This window comes from Amycolatopsis sp. NPDC043887, assembly GCF_056435665.1.
Window position 1 is genome coordinate 14,858 of the sequence record NZ_JBWKEB010000016.1, and the last position, 25,281, is coordinate 40,138.

The window sequence follows — 25,281 nt, forward strand, 5'->3', positions numbered from 1 at the left end:
GACGGGTGTGTCGGAAACCACGTCGGATATGCGATCGTGAGCGCGTGACGGCGAGACGGCACGCCGCTGAAGACCTCGCCGCCGAGCACGGCGCGGTGCTCGGCGGGCTTCTTCGCGAGCGCGAAGAGCTGCTCGCCACCCTCGACCGGGTCGCGGCGCTCAACGGCACCGCGCGCCTGATCCGCGAGTCGATCGGCACCCATTCCGGCTTCGTCGCCGAGCTGACCGGGCCCGAACAGGCGGTGATCCGGTGGATGTCGGGCACCCGCACGGACGCGCTGCAGGACCTCGCCGTGCCCATCGGCCAGGGCATCGGCGGGCGAGTGCTCGCGCTGGGCAAGCCGGTGAGGGTCAACGACTACGTCAACTCGCCGAGCATCACCCACCAGTTCGACGCGCAGGTACGCGGTGAGGGCCTCGCCGCGATGATCGCCGTCCCGATCGTCAGCGGCACGGAGACCGTCGCCATCGCGTACGCCGCCATGCGCGAGCGCCGCGACTTCGGCGACGACGCGGTCGAGTCCCTCGAAGACATCGCCACCGAGGCCGGCCGGGCGCTGAAACTGGCGTCGGTCGCCGAGTCCGACCGGGAGACCGCGCTGTCCGCCGAGCGGCTCCGGATGCAGAGCGCGCTGCACGATTCGGTCGGCGCGCTGCTGTTCTCCATCGGCGTCCAGGTCCGGAACCTGCACGAGGACATCAGCGACAACCCGGCGCTCGAATCGCGGCTGCGGCGGCTGGAGGGCGACGTGTCGGCCGCGTCGAGGGCGCTGCGCGAGTCGCTGCTGGCGCTGTCGGAGTCGAGTCCGGAGCGGGCGCTGCCGGTGGAACTGGCCGAGCACTGCCGCTCGTTCCAGGCCCGCTGCGGCGTCCCGGCGCGCTTCGTCCAGCTCGCCCCGGTGCCGCGGCTGGACGCCGAACGCACCGGCCTGCTGGTGGCGGCCGTCCGGGAAGGCCTGCTCAACGTGGAGAAACACGCCGACGCGCTGTCCGTCGTGGTCAGCCTGCTGCCCAGCGACGACGGCGTGCAGGTGGTCGTCGCCGACGACGGGACCGGGCATCGCTCCGAAGACGAGGAGCCCGAGCCGGGGACCGGGATGGGCCTGCGCGCGCTGGCCGAGCGCGCCGCGCGGCTCGGCGGCCGGGTCAGCCTGGTCCGCGACGAGGACGACGGGTGCACGCTGCGCGCCTGGGTGCCGGAACCGTGCCGTCGCCGGTGACGGTCCTCGTCGTGGACGACCATCCGGTGGTCCGCGACGGGGTGAGCCTGCTGCTGCGCTACGACCCGGCGATGACCGTGGTCGGCTCGGCCGAGACCGGCCGGTCCGCGATCCGGCGGGCGGGTGAGCTGAAGCCGGCGCTGATCCTGCTGGACCTGCGGCTGCCGGACATGCTCGCGCCCGAGGTCATCGCGGAGCTCCGGCGCGTGCACCCGGCCGCGCGGATCGTGGTGTTCACCGCGCACGGCGACCATCAGGGTGTGCGGGCCGCGCTGGACTCCGGGGCGCACGGCTGCCTGCTCAAGGACGTCGCAGGGACGGATCTGGTGGCGGCGCTGCGGCAGGTGCTCAAGGGTGAGCGCGTCGTCGATCCGCGCATCTTCCCCGACGACGGCCAGCGGTCCGACGCGCTCGCGCGCAGCGGCCTGACGCGGCGTGAGTACGAGGTCCTGCGGCTGGCGGCACAGGGGCAGACGAATCCGGAGATCGCGGAATCGACCGGCCTGGCGCGGAACACCGTGAAGACCTATTTGCAGTCCGCGCTGCACAAACTCGGCGCCAGGAACCGCGTCGAGGCCATCGGGAAGGCCTCCGAAGCCGGCCTGCTCTGACGCATTTAGTCCTCTGAATGCGGTAGTTGCGCGTGCAAGTACCGCATTCAGAGGACGAAACGCGCTGTGTCCGTTTTGTAGCCGTGTGGGTCTCCAGGTGGGGGTAACGCGGCGGAGGGTGCCCACGCAGGATGACCGCCACCGATCGTGACTCGGGTCACACGGATGGAGGAGGCGGCTTGCTGAGTGTCCGTGATCTTCAAGTGCGGTACGGCCGATCGGTGGCCGCACTGCACGGGGTCGACCTCGACGTTTCACCTGATGGAGTACTGGCCGTCCTCGGCAGCAACGGCGCCGGGAAATCGACCCTCCTGCGTACGGTTTCCGGCACGCTGCGTATGCACCGCGGCTCGGTTTCCGCCGGCGAGGTGCGCTACGACGGCAAACCACTGACCAAACTGGACCCGGCCCGCATCGTCGGTCTCGGCGTGGTCGGCGTCCCCGAGGGCCGTCAGGTCTTCGCGCGGATGACGGTCGAGGAGAACCTGCGCGCGGGCGGGATCGGCGCCCGCTCCCCCGGGCAGCGCGCCGCCGCGCGCAAACGCGTCGACGAGCTCTTCCCGGTCCTGTCCGAACGGGCCAAACAGCGCGCGGGCCTGCTCTCCGGCGGCGAACAGCAGATGCTCGCGATCGGCCGCGCGCTGATGTCCGGCCCGCGGCTCCTGTTGCTCGACGAACCTTCGCTCGGTCTCGCGCCGAAGATCGTCGAGCGGATCGGCGACATCATCCGCGAGATCCACGAACAGGGCACCGCCGTGGTGCTGGTCGAGCAGAACGCCGTGATGGCGTTGCGCGTCGCCGATCACGCGATCGTCCTGGAGGTGGGCCGGGTCGCGCTCGCCGGGACGACGGCCGAACTCGCCGCGAGCGAGGAGGTCCAGCGGCTCTACCTCGGCGGTCACGCCGAATCGCAGGCCACCGCCGAAGCCGAAGCCGCCGACGCCCGCAAGCAGCTCGCGGGCCGGAGCCTGTCGAGGTGGGCCGGATGACGCCGCCCGAGCTGCAGGTCGAGAGCGTGACCCTGCGCTTCGGCGGGATCAGGGCGCTCGACGACGTCTCTTTCACCGTCGGTTCCGGTTCGCTGCACGCGCTCATCGGGCCGAACGGCGCCGGCAAATCCAGCTGTTTCAACGTGATCAGCGGGCTTTACCGGGCGAACACCGGCAGAATCCGACTCGGCGACGCCGTCCTTTCCGGACTCCCGCCGCACCGGCTGGCGGGCCTCGGCGTCGGCCGGTCGTTCCAGAACGCCGCCCTCTCTCCCGGCTCGACCGTGCTCGACAACGTAATGCTCGGACGGCACGCGCTGACCAAGGGCGGCTTCCTCGCCTGCGGGCTCCGGCTGCCGTGGACGGTCCGCGCCGAACGACGGCATTCCGCGCGGGTGCGGGAGATCTGCGACTTCCTCGGGATCGGCGCGCTGGTGGATCTCCCGGTCGGCGCGCTGCCCTACGGCGCGGTGAAACGCGTCGACCTCGCCCGCGCGCTCGCCGTCGAACCCGTCCTGCTGCTGCTCGACGAACCCGCGGCGGGCATGAACGCGACCGAGACCGCCGAGCTGGCCGGGACGATCCGCGACGTCCGCGACGAGCTCGGCATCTCGATTCTCCTGGTGGAACACGACATGGGACTGGTGATGGGCATCGCGGACCGGGTCACCGTCCTGGACTTCGGCAGGCGTATCGCCGACGGCACACCGGCCGAGGTCCAGTCGGATCCGGACGTGATCAGGGCATATCTCGGCACGGAGGCCACGGCGTGAACACTTTCCTGCAACTCGTGGTCAACGGACTCGGCAAGGGCGCGGTGTTCGCGTTGCTGGCGCTGGGTTTCGTGATCATCTTCAAGGCAACCGAAGTGGTCAACTTCGCGCACGGCTCACTGGTGCTCTTCGGCGGTTACCTGGTCGTCGTGACCCGCGAATCGCTCGGCTGGGCGGGCGCCTCACTGGTCGGCATCGTGTCGGCCGGTCTGCTCGCGCTCCTGCTGGAACGGTTCCTGCTGTCCCGCTCGCGGCACGCGGACGCGAACAGCCTGGCGCTGCTGACGATCGGCGTGGACGTGATCATCACCGAGGAGATCGTGCGGCGCCTCGGCGTCACGCTGCCGTTCCTCGGCGACGCCTGGGACGCGCAGCCGTTCCAGATCGGCGGGATCACCCTGTTCCGCACGCATCTGGTGGCGCTGCTCGTCGCCGTCGTGCTGATCACCGCGTTCACCTTGGCGTTCAAGTACTCCAACTGGGGCGTCGCGATGCGGGCACAGGCCGAGAACCGCGAAGCCGCCGCACTGATGGGGATCCGCAGTTCCCGGGTGACGGCGACGGCGTGGGTGGTCGCCGGCGTGCTCGCCGGGGTCGCGGTGCTCTTCATCGCCACGCAGGACTTCTCCGGCGCGGGCCTGTCCCGCGGCACGCACTCCATCGCGCTCGCGGCGTTCCCCGCGGCCATCCTCGGCGGGCTGGACTCGACGGCGGGCGCGGTGGTGGGCGGCCTGGTCGTCGGGCTGGTCGAGGCGCTTTCGGCGCAGTACGTGTCGTTCGACTTTTCCAAGAGCGCGGTCTTCCTGGTGATGCTCGTGGTCCTGGTGGTGCGGCCGTCGGGGTTGTTCGGGACGAGGGAGAGCACCCGTGTCTGACACCGCCGTGAAAGCCCCGCCCGCCGCCCCGCCGACACCGCCCGCGAAACGCGACCGGGGACGGCTGCTCAAGGCGCTGGCCTGGATCGCGCTGCTCGTCGTCCTGCTCGCGATCCCGCTGTACCTCGACGCCGCCTGGCTGAAGGCCGGGCAGTACATGATGATCGGCGGGGTCGGCGCGATCGGGCTGACCATGCTGGTCGGGCAGGCCGGGCAGTTGTCCCTGGCGCACGCGTTCTTCCTGCTGGCGGGCGCGACCGGGTACACCGTCCTTTCCGGACCGGTCGACGACGAGCGCGTGTTCGGGCTCGGCCTCGATCCCGGGCTTTCGCTGGTCGGCGCGGTGGTCATCGCCGCGCTGCTCGGCTTGGCGTTCGCGCCGGTTTCCGGACGGCTGCGCGGGATCTATCTCGGTGTCGCGTCGCTTTCGCTGGTGTTCCTCGGGCTCTACTTCGGACAGTCTGCCGAGACACTGACCGGCGGGACGTCGACCGGGCGCAGCCCCGAACCGTTCTCGCTGTTCGGTTTCCCGTTCACCAACGACGGCCCCGAAATCGAGCTGATGGGCGTGCCGATCCGGCAGGCGGAACGGCTCTGGTACCTGTTCCTGCTGCTGACCGTGCTCGCGTTCGTGGTCGCCAAGGCGGCGGTGCGCAGCCGCGTCGGCCGGTCGTGGCGCGCGGTGCGGGACAACGAGGCCGCGGCGTCCGTGATGGGCGTCAGTGTCACGCGCGCCAAGGCCGGCGCTTTCGCCGTCTCGTCGGCGTACGCGGGGCTCGCGGGCGCGATGACCGTGCTGTGGTTCGACATCCTCAAACCCGACGAGAGCGAGTTCGGCACGTACGGCATCAACATCTCCATCGCCTTCCTGGCCATGGTGATCATCGGGGGACTCGGCTCGGTGCCCGGCGCGCTGGTGGGCGCGCTGATCGTCAACGGGCTGCCGCAGGTGCTTTCGCTGTACTCCGCCGATCTCGGCTGGTTCTCCGGAACCGGCGACGGCGCACTGACCCCGATCCTGGTCAGCTCGTTCGTCTACGGCGCCGCGATCATCCTCGTGGTGCTCTTCGAACCGGGCGGGCTCGCCGCGATCGGTCGCCGGATCACGTCAGCAAGGAAACCTCATCTCCCGGAGGAGCAAGACAAATGAAGCACACATATCCGGCCGTCGCGCTGGCGGCGGTCCTCGCCCTCTCGGCGTGCAGCACGAAGGCGGGCGACTCGGGGTCCTCGGGGGCGGACGGTTCGGGCGTCAAGACCGACAAAGGAGTGACGGCGTCGGAGATCACCCTTGGCGTGATGACCGACAAGACCGGGGTGTTCAAGAACCTCGGGCTCGGCATCACACAGGGGAACGAGTTGTGGGCCAAGGACTTCAACGCCGCGGGCGGGGCCTGCGGCCGTCAGGTCAAACTGGAGACCGTCGACCACGGCTACAAGGCGGACACGGCGAAGACGCTGTATCCGCAGATCGAGCCGAAGGTCCTCGGCTTCGTGCAGTTGCTCGGCTCGCCCGTGGTGGCCGCGCTGAAGCAGAACATCGCGTCGGACAAGACCGTCGCCGCGCCCGCGTCGTGGTCTTCGGAACTGCTCGACAACCAGTACGTGATGATCGTCGGGACGACCTACGACCTGGAGATCATCGACGGGCTGTCGTACTTCCAGGAACAGGGTCTGGTGAAGGACGGCGACACGATCGGGCACGTCTACATCGACGGCGAGTACGGCAAGAACGGCCTGCGCGGCTCGCAGTTCTACGCGAAGAAGCACAATCTGACGGTCAAGGAGGTCAAGGTGACCTCCACGGACAACGACCTCACCAACATCGTCACCGGGCTCAAGGGCGACGGCGTCAAGGCCATCGTCCTGACCACCACGCCGGCGCAGACCGGTTCCGCCCTCGCGGCGAACAAGGCGCTCGGGCTCAACGTCCCCGTGCTCGGCAACAACCCGGTGTTCGACCCGGTGCTGCTGAAGAGCCCGGCGGCGAACGCGCTGGACAAGCTGACGATCGTCGCCAGCAGCGTGCCGTTCTCCGCCGACATCCCCAAGGCCAAGGACGTCGCGACGAAGTACAAGGCGGCGTACAAGGAGACACCGAACGGCGGGATCCCCTACGGCTACGCGGTCGGCGAAGTCTGGGGCACGGTGCTCAAAAAGGCTTGCGAGAACAAGGACCTCACGCGGGACGGCATCGCCGCGGCGTTGAAGCAGACCACGTCGGCGAGCACGGGTGACCTGGTGGCGGCGCTGGACTTCTCGAAGGCGGGTACCCCGGCGACACGCCAGGTGTACGCGGCGACACCGGACGCGTCGGCCGAGGGCGGGGTCCGCTACGTCAAGCCGCTGTTCGAGGCTCCCGAGGCGAAAGAGTACGTGGCTCCGCACCAGAAGTGAGTCTCGCTTCGGCGAGTGCGTCCGCTTCGGCCAACGGTGTGGTGCCGTTGGCCGAAGCGGCGTCGAGAATCCTTCGCGTGGTCTCCTCCAGGGTTTCGACGCGGGCGAGCGCCTCGGCGTGGGTGAGATTCCCCTTCTCACGGCCGAGCGTGTAGACGACTCCCCCTGCACTCGCGACGAAATCGGGGATCCACAGGACACCCCGGGCGGCGAGGTCGTCGGCCACCGTGTCGTCGGTGAGCTGGTTGTTGGCCGGGCCGACGACGAGCGGCGCGGCGACCTCGGTTCCCTGGCCGAAGACCCCGCCCACGGCCGCGGGGATCAGGACGTCGGCGTCGATGCCGAGCACCTGATCCGGCCTCACCGGCTTCAGGCCTTGTGCGCGGGCCGCGGCGAGGCGTCGTTCGTCCACATCGGACACGACGACCTCGGCGCCCCGCGTGGCCAGCGTGGCGGCCAGGTGGGCGCCGACCGAGCCGTAGCCGCTGATGACCACCTTGCGGTCTTCCATGTCGTCGTCACCGAAGACCGCCCGAGCGCCCGCTCGCAGGGCGGCGAGCACTCCGACAGCGGTCGGCCCGCTCGATGAACCGGTGCCACCGTGCTCCTCGGGCAGGCAGAAGACGTGCGGGGTCCGCTCGCTCAGCACGAGCATGTCCTCCGGACCGGTTCCGACGTCGGGCCCGGCGAGATACGCACCGTCGAGTGACTCGATGAGGTCGGCGTGGTCGAGCAGGATCTCGCGCCGCAGCTCGTCGGTCGGCACGGCGTCGAGGGCGACGACACTCTTGCCGCCGCCGAAGTCCAAGCCCGCGACCGCGCATTTGCGCGTCATCGCCGCGGACAGCCGCAGGACGTCGTCGATCGCGTCGTGGACACGCGGATAGACCTTGAACCGGCAGCCGCCGACGGCCGGGCCGAGGGCGCTCGAATGCACGGCCACCATCGTGGTCACTCCGGACCGCTGTCCCCTCCGGACGACCAACTCCTGTACGGACATCTCGCTTCCTCCCACGCATTTAGTCGGCTGATTGCGCTGAAGCTAGGCTGATTCCCAGGCTTACAGGGGAGTTGCCGAACGTTATTCGGCGAACGAGGTCAAGGAGTGGGCGTGGACGAACTTGATTCGGCGATCATCCGGGAACTCCAGGCGGATGCGCGGCAGTCGAACCGCGACATCGCCCGCAAGGTCGGCGTCGCGCCGTCGACCTGCCTGGAACGGACGCGGCTGCTGCGGGAGCGCGGAGTCATCCGCGGCTATCACGCCGACATCGACCTGCGCAGCCTCAACCGCGGCGTCCAGGCGATGGTCTCGGCGCAGGTGCGGCCCTTGAGCCGGGAGGTGATCGACTCCTTCCAGCGTTCGGTCGCGGAATTGCCGGAAGTCCTTTCGGTCTTCGTCACCGCCGGCAGCGACGATTTCCTGATCCACGTCGCCGCACAGGACGTCGATCAGCTCCACGCATTCCTCGTGGATCGCTTGGCGAAGCGCAAGGAGATCATCGGCTTCCGCAGTTCGATCATTTTCCGGCATCTGCGCAAGACCGAACTGGAACCGCTTCCGCCGCGAATACCGGGTGATACCCCTTAGTGGACGACTCGCCGCCCTTCAGTCCGCCCGAAATCCCGGACTTCGCAGCCAAGGAGACGGAAACTGTCGGGGCTATGGGTTTAACTGGTCAGTGCGGGACGGAAAGGAGGCACGCCATGGACCTTCGGACGGACCTCAACCATCGTGAGCGGGCCACCCTGAGAGCCGTGGCCGAGGGCCACGCCGAGATCAGCTGCAGCCGCGAGCCGGACCTGTTCGTCGACGGCCTCGCCTGCTGCGACCAGCACACCGCGCATCGCCTCGCCCATCTCGGCCTGGTGGCGCCCGCCAGGGACGGCCGATGGGGCGAGCGCGTTCCCGCCCTGCTCACCGAGGCCGGGGCGGCGGCGCTGGACGACCTCGCGGGCCCCGAAGCGGCCGCGTAATCGGGTTGCCAGGGCGGCTCGCCGTCGCCACGCTTTGCCGATGCGTGTCTTTCTGGAGACCGAGCGGCTCCTGCTGCGACAGTTCACCGACACCGACGTCGACCCTCTGTTCGCGCTCTACGACGACCCCGAAGTCATGCGCTACCTCAATGGGGGCGAACCCGCCGACCGGGCGGAGATCGAAAACCACGACCTTCCCGCCTTTATCGGTTACTACGAGCGTTTCCCCGGTTACGGGTTCTGGGCGGCGATCGAGAAATCGAGCGGGGATTTCCTGGGCTGGTTCCATTTCCGACCGTTGCGCGGTCACCACACCGATGATCCCGAGCTGGGTTACCGGCTGAACCGGTCGTCCTGGGGCAAGGGGTATGCGACCGAGGGTTCGCTGGCGATCGTTGAGAAGGGGTTCACCGAATTCGGCGCCCGGCGGATCTGGGCGGCGACCATGGCGGTGAACCTCGGGTCCCGGCGGGTCATGGAGAAGATCGGGATGCGGCACGTCCGGACCTATCACGAGCACTTCGACAACCCGATCCCCGGCACGGAGGAGGGCGAGGTCGAGTACGCGATCACGCTGGAGGAGTGGCGGGCCCGCGTCGGCCTCGTGAGTGGTAAGGACGGTTAGAACCGTCCTTACCACTCACGAGGTGGGCAGCCAGGTTTCGCCGATCTCCTCGGCGAGGGCCTCCCCGCCGGTGAGGTCGGCGAGCCAGGCGTGGAACGTGTCTCCCTGGTCGGGCGCGAGTCCGACGTCGAAGTGCGCGACGTCTTCGAAGCGGGTCGCGTGCAGCAGGTACGGCGACGAGCGGATGTCGTTCTCCAGCCGTCCGGCCCGGTCGTAGTCGACGACGACCTCCACCAGCCGCAGCCGCCGGTACTCCCGGACGCCGATGACGTCGACGGCCTCCGAAACGGCTTGCCCGTACGCGCGGATCAGGCCGCCGGCCCCGAGCAGCACCCCACCGAAGTAGCGGGTCACCACCGCGACGGTGTCGGTCAGCTCCCGGCGGCGGAGCACCTCGAGCATCGGGGTGCCCGCCGTGCCCGCGGGCTCGCCGTCGTCACTCGAACGTTGAGTCCTGCCGTCGGCGCCTAACACGAACGCGTGACAGTGGTGCCGGGCCGCCGGATCGGCCTTCTTCCTGGCGGCGATCACCTCGCGGGCGGCCTCTTCCGAGGTGACCGGGGCGAGCGCGCAGAGGAAGCGCGACCGCCGGATTTCGATCTCGTGGACCCCGGTGCCCGCCACGGTGAGATAACGATCCGCCATCGGCCAAGCCTCTCAAACCGGCCGGGTCGCTCTGCCGTTCGGGCGATTCGGCGGTCACCCGGGGTCATCGCAACACCGGCGCAACCCACTCTCCCGAGCGACCCAGGTCACACTTCTGGACGAGTCTGTCAGTCATAAGCGCAGGTCAACGTGCTGATGCTCCACTCAGTGGACATGTCATTCCAGCCAGTGGGCAGATGATGTTTGAAGTCAACGCCCGCGTGGCATTTCCCACCCCGACCAAGCGACGTATGTCGATAACAGCGATTTCACACTATCGTCATAAGACCGGCGAACCCGGGAGTAACACGTGTACCCGTCAGCCGCCCACCACAGTGGCCAGACGGCACCCACGTGCACAGCAGTACCGATATGCGCATCGGCCGCCCAGTGCAGTGCGGCTCTACGAGGCCTGCCCCCGTTTCCGCGGGCGGGATCGTTCCCTCTCGACTGACCATCGCGGTCCCGGACCACTCCGTTAACTGGTTCACGCACGAACCACCCGAACGGAGTGGTACCGGTCGCGCCGACGCCTTGGGAGGCGGCCAGCCGTGACCCACCATGCCAGCTACAAGGGCAGCAAGGCCCCCGAAGGCCTGTATGACCCGGAGTTCGAGCACGACGCCTGCGGTGTCGCGTTCGTCGCCGATCTCTCCGGTAAACGCGATCACGGCATCGTCGCCAAAGCGCTGATCGCGCTGCGGAACCTGGAACATCGCGGGGCTCGCGGCGCCGACCCGGAGACCGGCGACGGTGCCGGGATCCTCATCCAGGTCCCCGACGAGTTCTATCGCGACGTCGTCGGCTTCGACCTTCCCGAGCCCGGCGCGTACGCCGTCGGCACGGCTTTCCTTCCACAGGAAGAAAACGCCCGTGGCCGGGCGATGACGACCATCGAGCGCGTCGCCGCCGAAGAGGGCATGCGCGTCCTCGGCTGGCGTGACCTTCCCGTCCACACCGAACACGTCGGCACCGGCGCGGCCGAGACCATGCCGTATTTCAGCCAGCTGTTCCTTGCCGGACAGGACGCGCTGGAGGGCCTCGCCCTGGAACGCGCCGCGTTCGTGGTGCGCAAACGCGCCGAGCACGCGCTCGTCGAGGACGACGTCTACTTCCCGAGCCTGTCCTCGCGCACGATCGTCTACAAAGGAATGCTCACCGAGCCGCAGGTCGAGAAGTTCTTCGCCGACCTCACCGACGAGCGCGTCACCAGCGCCATCGGCCTGGTGCACTCCCGCTTCTCCACCAACACCTTCCCGTCGTGGCCGCTGGCGCACCCGTACCGGTACGTCGCCCACAACGGCGAGATCAACACCCTGCGCGGCAACCGGAACTGGATGGACGCGCGTGAGGCGCTGCTCGAATCCGACCTGATCCCGGGTGATCTCAAGCGGATCTACCCGATCATCACCCGCGGCGCGAGCGACTCGGCGTCCTTCGACGAGGTGCTGGAGCTGCTCCACCTCGGCGGACGCCCGCTGCCGCACGCGGTGCTGATGATGATCCCGGAGGCCTGGGAGAACCATCAGGAGATGGACCCCGCGCGCCGCGCGTTCTACGAGTTCCACTCGACGCTGATGGAACCGTGGGACGGCCCGGCGCTGGTCTCCTTCACCGACGGCACCCAGATCGGCGCGGTGCTCGACCGCAACGGCCTGCGCCCCGCCCGGTACTGGGTCACCGAAGACGGCCTCGTCGTCCTCGCCAGCGAGGTCGGCGTGCTGGAACTGGAGCAGTCCACGATCGTCCGGAAAGGACGGTTGGAGCCGGGCCGCATGTTCCTCGTGGACACGGCCGCCGGCCGGATCGTCGAGGACGAGGAGATCAAGGACCGGCTCGCCACCGAGCACCCGTACGACGAATGGGTCGAGGACGGGCTGCTCCCGCTCGACGGGCTTCCCGAACGTGAGCGCGAGATCCCGCCGCACGCCGCGCTCGTGCGCCGCCAGCAGGCTTTCGGCTACACCGAAGAAGAACTCGACGTCCTGCTCCAGCCGATGGCCCGCACCGGCGCGGAGCCGATCGGCTCGATGGGCAACGACTCCCCCATCGCGTCGCTGTCCAGCCGCCCGCGGCTGATCTTCGACTACTTCATCCAGCTCTTCGCCCAGGTGACCAACCCGCCGCTGGACGCGATCCGCGAGGAACTGGTCACCGCGCTCGGCACCCAGCTCGGCGCGCAGCCGAACCTGCTGACGGCCGACGCGTCGTCGTGCCGCCGGATCGTGCTGCCCTTCCCGGTGCTGGACAACGACGAGTTCGCCAAACTCGTGCACGTCAACGACGACGGCGATCTGCCAGAGTTCCAGGCCGTCACCGTGCACGGCACCTACGACGTCCACGGCGGCGGCGAGGCGCTCCTGCGGCGGCTCGACGAGATCCGGGCCGAGGTGTCCGCGGCCATCGCCGAGGGCGCGCGGCTGATCGTGCTCTCCGACCGCGGCATCGACGAGGACCACGCGGGTATCCCGTCGCTGCTGCTCACCGGCGCGGTGCACCACCACCTGGTGCGCGAGAAGACCCGTACGCAGGTCGGCCTCATCGTCGAGGCCGGCGACGCGCGCGAGGTGCACCACATCGCGCTGCTGATCGGCTACGGCGTCGCGGCGGTGAACCCGTACCTGGCGATGGCGACCGTCGAGGAGATGGCCGACCAGGGCCTGATCCCCGGCGTCACCGCGAAACAGGCGACCGCGAACCTGATCAAGGCACTGGGCAAGGGCGTCCGCAAGACGATGTCGAAAATGGGAGTGTCCACAGTGGCCTCCTACACCGGCGCGCAGATCTTCGAAGCGGTCGGGCTCGGCGACGAGGTCATCCAGAACTGCTTCACCGGCACCACTTCCCGGCTCGGCGGCGTCGGCTTCGACACGCTCGCGCTGGAAGTCGCCGAGCGGCACCGCCGGGCGTTCCCGCGCGACGGTTTCCGCGCGAACCACCGCGAGCTGGAGACCGGCTCGGACTATCAGTGGCGCCGCGAGGGCGAGCCGCATCTGTTCAACCCGCAGACGGTGTTCAAGCTGCAGCACTCCACCCGTGCCGGGAAGTACGAGGTCTTCAAGGAGTACACGAAGGCCGTCGACGACCAGGCTCAGAAGCTGTACACGCTGCGCGGGCTGTTCGACTTCAAGATCGGGCAGCGGCCCGCCGTGCCGATCGAGGAGGTCGAACCGGTCTCCGAGATCGTCAAGCGGTTCGCCACCGGCGCGATCTCCTACGGCTCGATTTCGGCGGAGATGCACGAAACCCTGGCCATCGCGATGAACCGCCTCGGCGGCAAGTCGAACACCGGTGAGGGCGGCGAGGATCCGGAGCGGCTCTACGACCCCGAGCGCCGCAGCGCGGTCAAGCAGGTCGCGAGCGGCCGGTTCGGCGTCACGAGCGAGTACCTGGTCAACGCCGACGACATCCAGATCAAGATGGCGCAGGGCGCGAAGCCCGGCGAAGGCGGCCAGCTGCCCGGCGCGAAGGTGTACCCGTGGATCGCGAAGACGCGGCACTCCACGGCGGGTGTCGGGCTGATCTCGCCGCCGCCGCACCACGACATCTACTCGATCGAGGATCTCGCCCAGCTGATCCACGACCTCAAGAACGCCAACCCGGCCGCGCGTATCCACGTGAAGCTCGTGTCCGAGGTCGGCGTCGGCACGGTCGCGGCCGGTGTGTCCAAGGCGCACGCGGACGTCGTACTCATCTCCGGGCACGACGGTGGCACGGGTGCTTCCCCGCTGTCGTCGATCAAGCACGCGGGCGGCCCCTGGGAACTCGGGCTCGCCGAGACGCAGCAGACGCTGCTGGCCAACCGGCTGCGTGACCGCATCGTCGTGCAGACCGACGGCCAGCTCAAGACCGGCCGTGACGTCGTCATCGCCGCGCTGCTCGGCGCAGAGGAGTTCGGTTTCGCGACCGCGCCGCTGGTGGTCTCCGGCTGCATCATGATGCGGGTGTGTCACCTCGACACCTGCCCGGTCGGTGTCGCGACGCAGAACCCCACGCTGCGTGAGAAGTTCAGCGGCAAGGCGGAGTACGTGGTGAACTTCTTCGAGTTCATCGCCCAGGAGGTCCGGGAGTACCTGGCTGAGCTGGGTTTCCGGTCCATCGCCGAGGCCGTCGGCCACGCGGAGATGCTCGACAAGCGCAAGGCGATCGACCACTGGAAGGCCGCCGGGCTCGACCTGTCGCCGATCTTCCACGTGCCCGACATGGCCCCGGCCGGACTGCGGCACCAGCAGACGGTGCAGGACCACGGGCTGGAGAAGGCGCTCGACAACACGCTGATCCAGCTCGCCGAGGGCGCGCTGTCCTCCGGGGACAAGGTGCGGCTGGAGTTGCCGGTCCGCAACGTGAACCGGACCGTGGGCACCATGCTCGGCCACGAGCTCACCAAGCGGTGGGGCGGCGAAGGCCTGCCGGACAACACGATCGACGTCACCTTCACCGGGACCGCCGGTCAGTCGTTCGGCGCGTTCGTGCCCAAGGGCATCACGCTGCGGCTCTACGGTGACGGCAACGACTACGTCGGCAAGGGCCTCTCCGGTGGACGGCTCATCGTGCGGCCGCCGAAGGTGGCGCGGTACAACGCCGAAGAGCACATCATCGCGGGCAACGTGATCGGCTACGGCGCGACCAGCGGCGAGATCTTCATCCGCGGCAAGGTCGGCGAGCGGTTCTGCGTGCGAAACTCGGGCGCGCTGGCCGTCGTCGAGGGCGTCGGCGACCACGGCTGCGAGTACATGACCGGCGGCCGTGTCGTCGTGCTCGGCAGCGTGGGCCGCAACTTCGCGGCCGGGATGTCGGGCGGCGTCGCCTACGTGCTGGACCTGCCCGCGCACCGGATCAACCCGGAGATGGTCGACGTCGACCCGCTGGATTCGTCCGATGTGGACTTCCTGCGCGAGGCGCTCGAAAAGCATTACGACGAAACGGAGTCCGCGGTCGCGCGTGCGCTGCTCGCCGATTGGGACGCCGCCGTCGACCGGTTCGGCAAGGTCATGCCGAAGGACTACAAGCGCGTGCTCGCGGCGCAGGCTGAGGCCGAGCGCGACGGGCGTGACGTGAACGAGGCGATCATGGAGGCCGCACATGGCTGACCCCAAGGGCTTTCTGACCACCACTCGCGAGACGCCCAAGAGCCGTCCCGTCGACCTGCGCCTGATGGACTGGCGCGAGGTGTACGAGGACTTCGCGACGTCGAAGCTGCAGAAGCAGGCCGGACGCTGCATGGACTGCGGCATCCCGTTCTGTCACCAGGGCTGCCCGCTCGGGAACCTCATCCCCGAGTGGAACACGCTGACCTGGCGTGACGATTGGCGCGACGCGGCCGAGCGGTTGCACGCGACCAACAATTTCCCGGAGTTCACCGGGACCCTCTGCCCGGCGCCGTGCGAGACGGCGTGTGTGCTCGGGATCAACGACGATCCCGTCACCATCAAGCGGGTCGAGATCTCGATCATCGACCGGGCCTTCGAAGAAGGCTGGGTCACGCCGGAATCGCCGGTCGTCAAGACCGGCAAGAAGGTGGCGGTGGTCGGATCCGGCCCGTCGGGACTCGCCGCGGCGCAGCAGCTCACGCGCGCGGGCCACAGCGTCGTGGTCTTCGAGCGGGCCGACAAGATCGGCGGGCTGCTGCGCTACGGCATCCCCGAATTCAAGATGGAGAAGCACCGGCTCGACCGGCGCCTCGACCAGATGCGGGCCGAGGGCACGGAGTTCCGGACCTCGGTGAACGTCGGCGTCGACCTCACCGTCGAGGAGCTCAAGTCGTCCTACGACGCCGTGGTCCTCGCCGGCGGCGCGACCGCGTGGCGCGACCTGCCGATCCCCGGCCGCGAGCACGCCGGTATCCACCAAGCGATGGAGTTCTTGCCGCACGCCAACCGGGTCGCCGCCGGAGAGCTGGACGTCTCGCCGATCAACGCCGAAGGCCTCGACGTCGTGGTCATCGGCGGTGGCGACACCGGCGCGGACTGCGTCGGGACGTCGCACCGCCAGGGCGCGAAGTCGGTGACGCAGCTGGAGATCATGCCGAAGCCGCCGCTTTCGCGGTCGGACGCGCACCCGTGGCCGACGTACCCGATGATCTACCGCGTCTCTTCCGCGCACGAAGAGGGTGGCGAGCGGCTGTACTCGGTCAACACCCAGGAGTTCCTGGCCGACGCCGGCGGGCGCGTGCGCGCGCTGAAGCTGGTCGAGGTGCGCAACGAGGGCGGCAAGTTCGTCCCGGTTCCCGGAACGGAACGCGAACTGCCCGCGCAGCTGGTGCTGCTCGCGATGGGCTTCGTCGGCCCGGAGCGGGAAGGCCTGCTGGAGTCGCTCGACGTCGAACTCGACCAGCGCGGCAACGTCGCCCGCGACAAGTCCTTCAAGACCAGCGTCGACAACGTGTTCGTGGCGGGCGACATGGGCCGCGGCCAGTCGCTCATCGTGTGGGCGATCGCCGAAGGCCGCTCCGCCGCGGCCGGGGTGGACGCGTTCCTCACCGGGCGAGACGTGCTGCCCGCCCCGATCGCGCCGACCGACCGGCCGCTCACCTAGGCCGCTTTTAGCGCGTGAAGGCCCCCTTCCCTCGGCTGAACCCAAGGGGAAGGGGCCTTCACGCGTGTTACTCCCTCTCGCGTTTAGTCCTCTGAATGCGGTAGTTGCGTGCGCAACCACCGCATGCAGAGGACTAAATGCGGGGCGTGATCGGCACACTGGTCCTTTCGAGTGAAAGAACCGCCGAAAGAGTGTAGTTACGGGTGATGACAGCGAGCTTTCGGTATCGGTTGTATCAAGGGTAAGACCCGCACGGCGACCGGCATCAGACCTGCCGGGGCCGCCGGACGGGTTCTCAAGGAGGGGGTTCCTTGCCATGTCCGTCGATCTGACCATGCCCTTGGAATGGAAGACCGCGACCGGCGACGCCGCGAAGATGCTCGACGAACTACAGCCGAACATCCTCAAAGCACACGCTCGCGACAATTTTTCCGCACTGTTCCTCCGTTTTTCGGAGGTCCAGGACGCGATGAAGTTCCTCGCGTCGCTCGTCCCGCTGATGAAGTCCGCGAAGACCCACCTGACCGAGGTCGAGCGCTTCAAAACCGAAGGGGTGAAGGGGGCGCCCTACGTCGGCACCGGACTGACCGCGGCCGGCTACCGGTTCCTGAAAATCGAGGTGCCGCAAGACGCATCGTTCCGTCTCGGCATGCGTGCGCAGGAGACCCGCGAGAAGCTGAACGACCCGCCGCGCTCCACGTTCGACGGTGGATACCACGACGAGATCCACGCGGTCGTCATCATCGGCGACGCCGAGGACGCTCCGATGACCGCGCGCCGGAACGAGGTTCTGGCACTGATTCCGTCGACGGTTTCCGTCGTCGCCGAGGAAACCGGACTCGGGCGGGTGAACGCCAACGGGAACGGAATCGAACATTTCGGCTACGTCGACGGCCGGAGCCAGCCGCTCTTCCTGGTCGAGGACATCCACGCGGAAAAGACGGAAACGGACGGCATCGGAGTCTGGGATCCGACCGCTCCGCTGAACCAGGTGCTCGTCCCGGATCACGCCGCCCCCGATCCAGGAGTGCATTTCGGCAGCTACTTCGTTTTCCGCAAACTGGAACAGAATGTGCGGCGATTCAAGCAGTCCGAGGAGGATTTGGCGGATCAATTGGGCCTCGTCGGCGAAAACCGGGAACGGGCGGGCGCGATGATCGTCGGCCGTTTCGAAGACGGCACCCCGCTGACCACGCAACGGGAAGAGGGTGCGGAAAGTCCGGTACCGAACAACTTCGACTACGGAAGTGACGCCGCCGGCGCCAAATGCCCCTTCCAGGCCCATATCCGGAAGACGAACCCGCGCGGCAGCGGAGGCGCGGAACAGCCGCCGCAGGAACGCCTGCACCTGATGGCGCGACGGGGCGTGCCCTACGGCGAACGAGCCGACGATCCGAACGCCGACCTGCCACCGTCGGCCCGGCCCAGCGGCGGCGTCGGGCTGCTGTTCATGGCGTTCAATTCGGTGCTGGGCAACCAGTTCGAGTTCACCCAGGCGACCTGGTCGAACAACCCGGGGTTCCCGATCCCGCCCGCCGGGGTCAAGCCGCCGGGCCTCGACCCGGTCATCGGCCAGGGCCCGCGGCCGGAATCCGTCTACACCACGGAATGGGCGGGCGACCGCACGGTGACCGCGGATCCGATCCCGCAGTCGGTGACACTGAAGGGCGGCGACTACTTCTTCATGCCGTCGCTCGCGTTCCTGCGCGGGCTCGGCGGCAAGGGCTGATCGGGTTATCCGCTAAACGTCACCGAAACGGGCGTAAAGCGGATATCAGTTTGGAGTCGGCGGAGATAGCCTGCGAAACGGGCCGGTCCTGGGCGTACCGGCCGCCGGGCGGGCGCCGGTCACACTGGGGGTGGCCGGCGCCCGCCCATTTAGCTTTCTCCCCGGCGTCCCGAGCCTGCCCCTTTCGCGACGCGTAGTACTTTGTCCGGTGCGGTAAGCGACATCGGGCTTCGGGGAGGGAGCTGGGGATGAATCGGCATGAACGACTCACGGCATTATTGGACATGGTGGGAGAGCGGGAAAAAGTCGACGTCGAGGTTTCGGCGGGCGAACTCGGTGTCTCCCCCGCGACGATCCGCCGGGACCTCGATCACCTGGCCGGGCGCAATCTCGTGGTCCGCACCCGCGGCGGCGCCGTGGCGAGCAACGTCGCCTACGACCTTCCGTTGCGGCACAAGGCGGCGCGCAACGCGCCCGAACAGCAACGGATTTCCGCCGCCGCGGCCAGAATGGTCGACCCCGGCATGGTGGTCGGCCTCAACGGCGGCACCACGAGCACCGAAGTGGGCCGCGCGCTCGCGACCCGGCCGGACATGGGCGAGCCGACCGGAGGGCCGTCGCTCACCGTGGTGACGAACGCGCTCAACATCGCCCACGAACTCGCCGTCCGGCCCAATATCAAGATCGTGGTGACCGGCGGGGTCGCGCGGCAGCAGTCGTTCGACCTGTCCGGGCCGCTGTCACACCTGTTCCTCGACCAGATCTCGCTGGATCTGGTGTTCCTCGGGGTGGACGCCTTCGACCCGGTGCACGGCGCGCAGGCGCATCACGAGGGCGACGCGAGCACGAACCGGCTGATGGCCGCCCGTGCCCGGCAGGTCGTCGTGCTCGCCGACAGCGGGAAACTCGGCGGTCACGCCTTCGCGAAGATCTGCGCGACCACCGACGTCGACGTTCTCGTCACCGATGGCCGCGCGGATCCGGAGCGGGTGCACGCCTTCGAGGAGGAAGGCGTGCGCGTGGTCAAGGCTTGAGCCGGTCCAGCGCCAGCAGTGCCGCGCCGAGCCTGCCCGCCTCGTCGCCGAGCTGTGCGATCCGCAGTTCGGGCATCCGCTGGAACTGCAGGTTCGCCGCCAGCCACGCGCGTACGGGTTCGAGGACGTAGTCGCCCGCGGTGAACAGGCCGCCACCGAGGACGACGACTTCGGGCGCCAACAGCGTGACCAGGGTCTTGATGCCGTGGCCGAGCCCTTCGAGCGCGTCGTTGACCACGGAGATCGCGGCCTCGTCGCCGTGCCGGGCGGCGTCGACCACCTGCTCGGCGCCGTCGGCGGGCCGCCCGGTGTGCTCGCTGTAGCGGCGGGCGATGGCCGAAGCGGAGGAGATCGCCTCGAGACATCCCGTCGCGCCGCACCCGCACGGCAGCCGGTGGCCGACGTCGATATGCCCGATCTCGCCGCCTTGCCCGCCCGCGGCGTACAGCTTCCCGTCGAGCTGGAGCGCGGCCGCGATCCCGGTGCCGACCGGGATGAAGGCGGCGTCGGTGCAGCCCTTGCCCGCGCCGACGCGGAACTCCGCGAGCCCGCCGGCGCGGACGTCGTGCCCGAACGCGAACGGCAGCCCCAGCCTGCGGTCGAGCATCTCGCCGAACGGCACGTTCCGGAAGTCGAGGTTCGCCGAGAACCGGGCCACTCGCCCGACTTCGTCGACGATGCCGGGGATGACCACGCCGACGGCGTCCGGCGTCCCGGTCCCCGCCTGCTTGCCCAGCGTTTCCACGATCCGCGCGACCTGGTCCGCGAGCGCCTCGCCGTCCGCTCCGCGGGCCGTCGGCTCGCGCAGGCTGGCGAGGTCTTTCAGGTCCGCGTCGTACAGGGCCGCCTTGATGGACGTTCCGCCGACATCGAGTGCCGCCACCGCAGGTGTCATAGCTGGATTTTGGCATGCGCCCCGCCGCGGACCGCAAGGATTCCGCCGACGCCGCGCCATCAGCCGCGCGGTGTCAGGTACCCCTGGGAGAACGCCGTGGCCACGGCCGCCGCCCGGTCCTTGACGCCGAGTTTCGCGTACACGTGCAGCAGGTGGGTCTTCACCGTCGCTTCGCTGATGAACAGCCTCTTCGCGGCCTCACGATTCGTCGAGCCCTGGGCGATCAGTTCCAGGACTTCCAGTTCACGGTGTGAGAGCGGGCCTGAAGTCGGCTGCCGCATCTGGCCCATCAACCGGGTCGCGACGGCGGGAGAAAGCATCGCCTTCCCCTGCGCGGCCGCCTCCACCGCGCGGAACAGTTCTTCCCTCGGCGCGTCCTTCAGCAGGTAGCCGGTGGCACCGGCCTGGATGGCGGGCAGCACGTCGCTGTCCGTGTCGTAGGTGGTGAGCACGAGGATCCGCGAAGTCACCCCGCGTTTCGCCAGCTCCTCGATGGCGGTGACGCCGTCGATCCGGGGCATCCGCAGATCCATGAGGATCACGTCGGGACGGAGCTTCACCCCGGCGGTGATGGCCTCCTCGCCGTCCCCGGCCTCGCCGAGGACATCGAAGCGCGGGTCTGCGCTGAACATGCCCCGCAGCCCGTCCCGTACCACGGGATGGTCGTCGACGATCAGCAGCGAGATCACCGCTCCGCTCCGGCCGGGATCGCCGGTACGGACGCCGAGATCGCGGTGCCCCCGCCCGGCTCCGACTCGATGTCGAGGCGGCCGGCGAGGCGCTGCACGCGCTGCCGCATACCGGTCAGCCCGAACCCTCCGTCGGCGGAACCGTTGGCGCGCTTGGCGGTGGGTTCGAAGCCCACACCGTCGTCACGCACGTCGAGCGTCACCAGATCCTCCATGTACGACAGGGTCAGGCCGACTCGGCCCGCCTTCGCGTGCTTGGCCACGTTGGCCAGTGCTTCCTGCGCGGCCCGGAGCAGCGTCACCTCGACATCGGCGTGCATCGGCCGGGGGTCGCCGGTGGTGGTCAGCACCGCCTCGATGTGGTTCACCTCCGACCAGCGCCTGGTCACCTCGCCGATCGCGTCCTGGAGCCTGCCCTCGGCGAGTGGCTCCGGCTGCACCGCGTGCACCGTCCGGCGTGCCTCGGTCAGGCTCTCCCTCGCGAGGTTCATCGCGTTCGTCACGTGCCGGTGCAGCACCGGAGGCTCGTCCAGGGTCTGCTCGGCGGCCTGGAGCTGGGTGAGGATGCCTGCCAGGCCCTGGGCCAAGGTGTCGTGGATGTCCCTGGCGATCCGCTGCCGCTCGTCGAGCACCCCGGCCTCCCTGGCCTGGACCAGCAGCTGGGCGTGCAGGCCGGCGTTCTCCTCCAGCGCCGCCTCCAGCCTGGTGTTCGCCTCGTTCAGCTCGGCGAGCGCCTGCTTCTGTTTGAGGTTGCGCTGGTCCGACTGCTCGGCGATCCGGGAGAAAGCCCCGGCCAGCACGGTGATGATCACGCTGAGCGCCGCCCACGCCGCCCACATGTTCTCGTCCCGGATCCCGGTCAGCCCGCCCAGGTACGCCACCGCCGAGATCACGGACGTGGCGGCGACCCCGGCGTACCGCCAGCGGCCTTTCAGGTAATGGAACGCCTGGGGGTAGCCGATGAAGGCGAACAGGCCGTACCACGGCGCGACCGCGACCAGGCAGGCCGTCAGCACCATCAGGCCCGTGTAGTACAGGCCCATCAGCGGGCCGTTCCGGTGCCATTCCGGATGAAGCGTGTGGAACCAGAAGGTCCAGGCCAGGATCGCGGCCGAAAACGTGAGCACTGTCGGCAGGTGTACCGGCACCCGCCAGATCGGCAGCAGCACCGCGATGAGCACGCCGATCGCCAGCAGGACGTACGGAAGGACGTTGAAGACCTTCGTCTCGACCCGTTCCCAGCGGTCGAACTCCGCACGCAGCTCCGCTTCGATGCCCACGACTCACTCCCAGCGGAAGTACCGGGCGGCCAGCCCGCCTGCCACGATCGTCCACCCCAGCAAGACCGCCACCTGCAGTGGTTGCGGCCAGTGACCGGCGGCGGCGTCCTGCAATGATTGCACGCCCGCACCCAGCGGAGTGAAATCGCTGATCGTCCGCAGGACGTCGTTCATCTCGGCGCGCGGCACCCAGAGACCGGCGAAGAACAGGATCGGAAAGAACAGCAGGGTCCCGATCGCGCCCGCGCTCTTGCCGGTCGGCGCGACGGAGGCGACCAGCAGGCCGATCGCGAACATCGCCAGCGCCGCCAGCAGATAGGCGATCAGGTACGCGAAGAGCTGCCGGGGCAGGCCCACGTCGTACATCACCCTGCCGATGGCCAGCACGACCAGCATCGTCGCCACGGACATGATCGTGGACATCAGCAGCTGCGCGCCGAGCATGACGTGCGGTTTGACCGGGGTGGTCCGCATGCGCCGCAGCACCCCCTTCTCCCGGTAGGTGGCGAGCAGCTGGGACACGCTGTTGAGCGCGAACATGGCGAGCCCCATCGTGACGATGATCGGCAGGTACAGGGTGATCGCCCTGGCGCCGCCGAGGTCCGCGCTGGGTTCTCGCAACGCGGGGAACGCGCCGAGGACGACGAGCAGGAGCGGCGGGAACGCGAGCACGAAGAACACGAGCATCGGCTCGCGGAAGAAGAGTTTGGTCTCGGCGACGGTGAGCCGGGCGAGGGCGGACATGGTGTTCTCCTCAGGAGTCGATGGTGCGGCCGGTGAGCGCGACGAACGCGTCGTCCAGCGACGCCTGCTCGACCCGCAGGCCGGCCGCGGTGACCTGGTTGCGGGCGAGCACGGTGGTGACGGCGAGCAGCAGGTTGCCCGTGCCGGTCACGACGAGCTGGTCGCCCGCGCGGTCGACCGAGGTGACCTCGGGCAGCGCGGTCAGCACGGAGTGGTCCAGCGGGGCGGACGGACGGAACCGGATGCGTTGCCGGTCGTCGACGCCGGCGACCAGCCCGGCCGGGGTGTCGAGCGCGACGACGCGGCCGGCGTCGATCACCGCGAGCCGGTCGCACAGTCGTTCGGCTTCCTCCATGAAATGCGTGACCAGCAGGATCGTGACGCCGCGGTCGCGGACGCGCTCGATCAGGCCCCACGCGTCACGGCGCGCCTGCGGGTCCAGGCCGGTGGTGAGCTCGTCGAGCACCGCCACCCTCGGGTTGCCGATCAGCGCGAGCGCTATCGACAGCCGTTGCTTCTGTCCGCCGGACAACCTGCGGAACTGGGTGTCGATCTTGGCGGTCAGGTCGAGGATGCCGAGAAGCTCCCGCCAGTCGGCCGGTTCACGGTAGAAGGAGCCGTACAGCTCCATCGCCTCGCCGACCTTGAGCTTGTCCGGCAACTCGCTTTCCTGCAGTTGCGCGCCGAGCAGCTGCCGCAGCTCGCCGGTTTCGCTTCGCGGGTCGATCCCGCAGACCCGGATGGTCCCGCCGTCCGGGACGCGCAGCCCCTCGACGCACTCGACCGTCGTGGTCTTGCCTGCCCCGTTGGGGCCCAGAATGCCGAAGATCTCGCCCTGCTCGACGGCGAAACCGACCCCGTTCACCGCGGTGTGGTCGCCGTAGCGTTTGACGAGGTCTTCCACCTCGATGATTGCCATACGAAGACCATGCCGCGCGGCGGGGGTCCGCCGAATCAACCGCGTGGCCACGGCTGAGGCGGGCGACGGTGGAGCCCCCATCAACCGATCGGTGGATGCCCGTGACGTCACGAGCCTGCGCCGATCGGGTTCCGTCACATTGACCGGACGCTTCGTGGCGACCTACGCTCGGTCGGCCAGACGACGGCACCCGGAACGCGGTGAGAATCCGCGCGGTCGCGCCACTGTGACCCCGAGCCATCGGGGAAGCCAGACCCGGAGCCGTCGTGACACCCCTGAAGAGGCCGCGCTAGCCCGAGGAGGTCCCACCGCCATGTCCGAAGCGGTAGCCGCAGTACCCGTCCCCGTCCGGATCCCCGTCCGCGAGATCCTGCCCTGGGCGGTGCTCGTCATCCTCCTTTCGCTGATCACGCTGTACTTCATCAGCGCCGAGCAGGGCGCGGTGTCGGTGTTCGCGAACTCGTACGTCCACGAGTTCGTCCACGACGGCCGGCATCTGCTGGCCTTCCCGTGCCACTAGGCGGCACGCGCCCCATGATGAGGACCTTGCTGGTCCGCGGCATGCTCGCGGGCCTGGTCGCTGGTGTCTTGGCGACCCTTTTCGCGTACTTCTTCGGTGAGCCCTCCGTCGATACCGCCATCGGTCTCGAAGGCACCGCCGCTCATTCGCACAGTGCTCCGGGTGCCCATGAACACGCCCCGGCCGAGGCCGAGGAAGAGCTCGTCACCCGTGGTGTGCAGAGCACCGTGGGTCTGCTGACCGGCGTCGGCCTGTACGGGGTCGCCGTCGGCGGGCTGTTCTCGCTCGCGTTCGCCTTCGTCTACGGGCGCCTCGGCACTTTGCGGCCGCGGGTGACCGCGGCTCTGCTCGCCGGTGGCGCCTTCGTGGTCGTGTTCCTGGTGCCGTTCCTGAAGTACCCGGGGAATCCGCCCGCGGTCGGTCAGGCGGGCACGATCGGAAGCCGGACTTCGCTGTACTTCGGTTTCGTCGCGCTTTCGCTGCTGGTCGGCATCCTCGCGGCGGCGTTCGGCCGGAAGCTGGCCGACAAGCTCGGCGCCTGGCGCGGCGGCCTGATCGCCGCGGGCGGGTACGTAGTGCTGATCGGGGTGGCGGCGGCGCTGTTGCCGTCGATCGACGAAGTCCCCGACGGGTTCCCGGGTTCCACGCTGTGGACGTTCCGGCTCGCGTCGGTCGGGACGCAGGTGGTGCTCTGGACCGCGCTCGGCCTGACCTTCGGCGCCTTGGCCGAGAAGGCGTTGGGGCGTAAAGACACCGTGCGGGTTAGCTAGCATTTAGTCCTCTGAATGCGGTAGTTGCGTGCGCAAGGACCGCATTCAGAGGACT

Annotated in this window: 23 protein-coding genes; 16 read left to right on the top strand and 7 right to left on the bottom strand. The window is 68.9% G+C overall.

The features are described 5' to 3' along the window. The first annotated feature begins 44 nt into the window (after positions 1–44). The 7 genes from AC069H_RS33930 (at position 45) to AC069H_RS33960 (ending at position 6,865) form a co-directional block, all read left to right on the top strand. A complete protein-coding gene (locus AC069H_RS33930) occupies positions 45–1,220 on the top strand; it encodes a GAF domain-containing sensor histidine kinase (RefSeq protein WP_478235050.1) in 1,176 nt (391 codons plus the stop codon). Then, the gene (locus AC069H_RS33935; RefSeq protein ID WP_478235051.1) at positions 1,175–1,831 is read left to right on the top strand and encodes a response regulator; all 657 of its coding nucleotides are present in this window, start codon (positions 1,175–1,177) and stop codon (positions 1,829–1,831) included. The genes AC069H_RS33930 and AC069H_RS33935 overlap by 46 nt, the downstream gene beginning before the upstream one ends. Positions 1,832–2,010: 179 nt before the next feature. Then, entirely contained in the window at positions 2,011–2,820 is an 810-nt protein-coding gene (locus tag AC069H_RS33940; RefSeq protein ID WP_478235052.1) for an ABC transporter ATP-binding protein, read from the top strand. Continuing rightward, the gene (locus AC069H_RS33945; protein WP_478226512.1) at positions 2,817–3,593 is read left to right on the top strand and encodes an ABC transporter ATP-binding protein; all 777 of its coding nucleotides are present in this window, start codon (positions 2,817–2,819) and stop codon (positions 3,591–3,593) included. Before AC069H_RS33940 ends, AC069H_RS33945 begins: the two co-directional genes overlap by 4 nt. Next, the gene (locus tag AC069H_RS33950) at positions 3,590–4,468 is read left to right on the top strand and encodes a branched-chain amino acid ABC transporter permease (RefSeq protein ID WP_478235053.1); all 879 of its coding nucleotides are present in this window, start codon (positions 3,590–3,592) and stop codon (positions 4,466–4,468) included. Before AC069H_RS33945 ends, AC069H_RS33950 begins: the two co-directional genes overlap by 4 nt. After that, positions 4,461–5,618, top strand: a complete 1,158-nt coding sequence (locus AC069H_RS33955; RefSeq protein WP_125681183.1) for a branched-chain amino acid ABC transporter permease — start codon at positions 4,461–4,463, stop codon at positions 5,616–5,618. The genes AC069H_RS33950 and AC069H_RS33955 overlap by 8 nt, the downstream gene beginning before the upstream one ends. Beyond that, complete coding sequence (locus AC069H_RS33960) at positions 5,615–6,865, top strand: ABC transporter substrate-binding protein (RefSeq protein WP_478226515.1); 1,251 nt, start codon at positions 5,615–5,617, stop codon at positions 6,863–6,865. Before AC069H_RS33955 ends, AC069H_RS33960 begins: the two co-directional genes overlap by 4 nt. Here the strand turns inward: AC069H_RS33960 and AC069H_RS33965 are convergent. After that, positions 6,807–7,865: a Glu/Leu/Phe/Val dehydrogenase dimerization domain-containing protein gene (locus tag AC069H_RS33965; RefSeq protein WP_478235054.1), complete on the bottom strand. Its 1,059-nt coding sequence runs from the start codon at positions 7,863–7,865 to the stop codon at positions 6,807–6,809. The two genes, AC069H_RS33960 and AC069H_RS33965, sit on opposite strands and share 59 nt — an antisense overlap. A gap of 111 nt (positions 7,866–7,976) precedes the next feature. Here AC069H_RS33965 and AC069H_RS33970 point away from each other — a divergent pair, with 111 nt between their 5' ends. The 3 genes from AC069H_RS33970 to AC069H_RS33980 all read left to right on the top strand — a co-directional run bounded on the left by AC069H_RS33970 (position 7,977) and on the right by AC069H_RS33980 (position 9,467). Next, a complete protein-coding gene (locus tag AC069H_RS33970) occupies positions 7,977–8,456 on the top strand; it encodes an Lrp/AsnC family transcriptional regulator (RefSeq protein ID WP_125681177.1) in 480 nt (159 codons plus the stop codon). Between the two features lie 116 nt (positions 8,457–8,572). After that, positions 8,573–8,842 carry a hypothetical protein gene (locus AC069H_RS33975; RefSeq protein WP_478226517.1) on the top strand — a complete coding sequence of 90 codons (270 nt, stop codon included), beginning with the start codon at positions 8,573–8,575 and terminating at the stop codon, positions 8,840–8,842. Between the two features lie 40 nt (positions 8,843–8,882). Further along, positions 8,883–9,467 (top strand): GNAT family N-acetyltransferase, encoded by a 585-nt coding sequence (locus AC069H_RS33980; protein WP_478226518.1) that lies wholly within the window; start codon positions 8,883–8,885, stop codon positions 9,465–9,467. Positions 9,468–9,482: 15 nt separating this feature from the next. Here the strand turns inward: AC069H_RS33980 and AC069H_RS33985 are convergent, their stop codons facing one another. Then, complete coding sequence (locus AC069H_RS33985) at positions 9,483–10,112, bottom strand: YigZ family protein (RefSeq protein ID WP_478235055.1); 630 nt, start codon at positions 10,110–10,112, stop codon at positions 9,483–9,485. A gap of 551 nt (positions 10,113–10,663) precedes the next feature. On the opposite strand from AC069H_RS33985, the gene gltB reads away from it, so the two are divergent. The 4 genes from gltB to AC069H_RS34005 all read left to right on the top strand — a co-directional run bounded on the left by gltB (position 10,664) and on the right by AC069H_RS34005 (position 19,409). Continuing rightward, entirely contained in the window at positions 10,664–15,202 is a 4,539-nt protein-coding gene (gene gltB, locus AC069H_RS33990) for a glutamate synthase large subunit (RefSeq protein ID WP_478235056.1), read from the top strand. Beyond that, positions 15,195–16,646, top strand: a complete 1,452-nt coding sequence (locus AC069H_RS33995; protein ID WP_478235057.1) for a glutamate synthase subunit beta — start codon at positions 15,195–15,197, stop codon at positions 16,644–16,646. The genes gltB and AC069H_RS33995 overlap by 8 nt, the downstream gene beginning before the upstream one ends. Positions 16,647–16,962: 316 nt before the next feature. After that, positions 16,963–18,375 carry a Dyp-type peroxidase gene (locus tag AC069H_RS34000; RefSeq protein WP_478235058.1) on the top strand — a complete coding sequence of 471 codons (1,413 nt, stop codon included), beginning with the start codon at positions 16,963–16,965 and terminating at the stop codon, positions 18,373–18,375. Between the two features lie 248 nt (positions 18,376–18,623). After that, positions 18,624–19,409, top strand: a complete 786-nt coding sequence (locus AC069H_RS34005) for a DeoR/GlpR family DNA-binding transcription regulator (RefSeq protein WP_034312927.1) — start codon at positions 18,624–18,626, stop codon at positions 19,407–19,409. Here the strand turns inward: AC069H_RS34005 and AC069H_RS34010 are convergent. The 5 genes from AC069H_RS34010 to AC069H_RS34030 all read right to left on the bottom strand — a co-directional run bounded on the left by AC069H_RS34010 (position 19,399) and on the right by AC069H_RS34030 (position 23,936). Further along, entirely contained in the window at positions 19,399–20,292 is an 894-nt protein-coding gene (locus AC069H_RS34010) for an ROK family protein (protein ID WP_478226670.1), read from the bottom strand. The two genes, AC069H_RS34005 and AC069H_RS34010, sit on opposite strands and share 11 nt — an antisense overlap. 71 nt (positions 20,293–20,363) lie before the next feature. Continuing rightward, positions 20,364–20,993 carry a response regulator gene (locus tag AC069H_RS34015; RefSeq protein ID WP_478226523.1) on the bottom strand — a complete coding sequence of 210 codons (630 nt, stop codon included), beginning with the start codon at positions 20,991–20,993 and terminating at the stop codon, positions 20,364–20,366. Continuing rightward, positions 20,990–22,273, bottom strand: a complete 1,284-nt coding sequence (locus AC069H_RS34020; protein ID WP_478235059.1) for a sensor histidine kinase — start codon at positions 22,271–22,273, stop codon at positions 20,990–20,992. Before AC069H_RS34020 ends, AC069H_RS34015 begins: the two co-directional genes overlap by 4 nt. A gap of 3 nt (positions 22,274–22,276) precedes the next feature. Further along, entirely contained in the window at positions 22,277–23,017 is a 741-nt protein-coding gene (locus AC069H_RS34025) for an ABC transporter permease (RefSeq protein ID WP_478235060.1), read from the bottom strand. Between the two features lie 10 nt (positions 23,018–23,027). Next, positions 23,028–23,936 carry an ABC transporter ATP-binding protein gene (locus AC069H_RS34030; protein WP_478235061.1) on the bottom strand — a complete coding sequence of 303 codons (909 nt, stop codon included), beginning with the start codon at positions 23,934–23,936 and terminating at the stop codon, positions 23,028–23,030. Between the two features lie 313 nt (positions 23,937–24,249). Here AC069H_RS34030 and AC069H_RS34035 point away from each other — a divergent pair, with 313 nt between their 5' ends. Both AC069H_RS34035 and AC069H_RS34040 read left to right on the top strand, forming a co-directional pair. After that, positions 24,250–24,456, top strand: a complete 207-nt coding sequence (locus AC069H_RS34035) for a CbtB domain-containing protein (RefSeq protein ID WP_005162643.1) — start codon at positions 24,250–24,252, stop codon at positions 24,454–24,456. A 14-nt stretch (positions 24,457–24,470) separates the two neighbouring features. Further along, a complete protein-coding gene (locus AC069H_RS34040) occupies positions 24,471–25,226 on the top strand; it encodes a CbtA family protein (RefSeq protein WP_478235062.1) in 756 nt (251 codons plus the stop codon). Positions 25,227–25,281: the final 55 nt, after the last annotated feature.

What these genes read in the sequence shown, in the direction of transcription:
- AC069H_RS33965 (WP_478235054.1), bottom strand. Translation starts at nt 7,865, where the DNA reads ATGTCCGTACAGGAGTTGGTCGTCCGGAGGGGACAGCGGTCCGGAGTG.
- AC069H_RS33960 (WP_478226515.1), top strand. Translation starts at nt 5,615, where the DNA reads ATGAAGCACACATATCCGGCCGTCGCGCTGGCGGCGGTCCTCGCCCTC.
- AC069H_RS34025 (WP_478235060.1), bottom strand. Translation starts at nt 23,017, where the DNA reads ATGTCCGCCCTCGCCCGGCTCACCGTCGCCGAGACCAAACTCTTCTTC.
- AC069H_RS33945 (WP_478226512.1), top strand. Translation starts at nt 2,817, where the DNA reads ATGACGCCGCCCGAGCTGCAGGTCGAGAGCGTGACCCTGCGCTTCGGC.
- AC069H_RS34005 (WP_034312927.1), top strand. Translation starts at nt 18,624, where the DNA reads ATGAATCGGCATGAACGACTCACGGCATTATTGGACATGGTGGGAGAG.
- AC069H_RS33985 (WP_478235055.1), bottom strand. Translation starts at nt 10,112, where the DNA reads ATGGCGGATCGTTATCTCACCGTGGCGGGCACCGGGGTCCACGAGATC.
- AC069H_RS33995 (WP_478235057.1), top strand. Translation starts at nt 15,195, where the DNA reads ATGGCTGACCCCAAGGGCTTTCTGACCACCACTCGCGAGACGCCCAAG.
- AC069H_RS33975 (WP_478226517.1), top strand. Translation starts at nt 8,573, where the DNA reads ATGGACCTTCGGACGGACCTCAACCATCGTGAGCGGGCCACCCTGAGA.
- AC069H_RS34000 (WP_478235058.1), top strand. Translation starts at nt 16,963, where the DNA reads ATGTCCGTCGATCTGACCATGCCCTTGGAATGGAAGACCGCGACCGGC.
- AC069H_RS34035 (WP_005162643.1), top strand. Translation starts at nt 24,250, where the DNA reads ATGTCCGAAGCGGTAGCCGCAGTACCCGTCCCCGTCCGGATCCCCGTC.
- AC069H_RS34030 (WP_478235061.1), bottom strand. Translation starts at nt 23,936, where the DNA reads ATGGCAATCATCGAGGTGGAAGACCTCGTCAAACGCTACGGCGACCAC.
- AC069H_RS33980 (WP_478226518.1), top strand. Translation starts at nt 8,883, where the DNA reads ATGCGTGTCTTTCTGGAGACCGAGCGGCTCCTGCTGCGACAGTTCACC.
- AC069H_RS34040 (WP_478235062.1), top strand. Translation starts at nt 24,471, where the DNA reads ATGATGAGGACCTTGCTGGTCCGCGGCATGCTCGCGGGCCTGGTCGCT.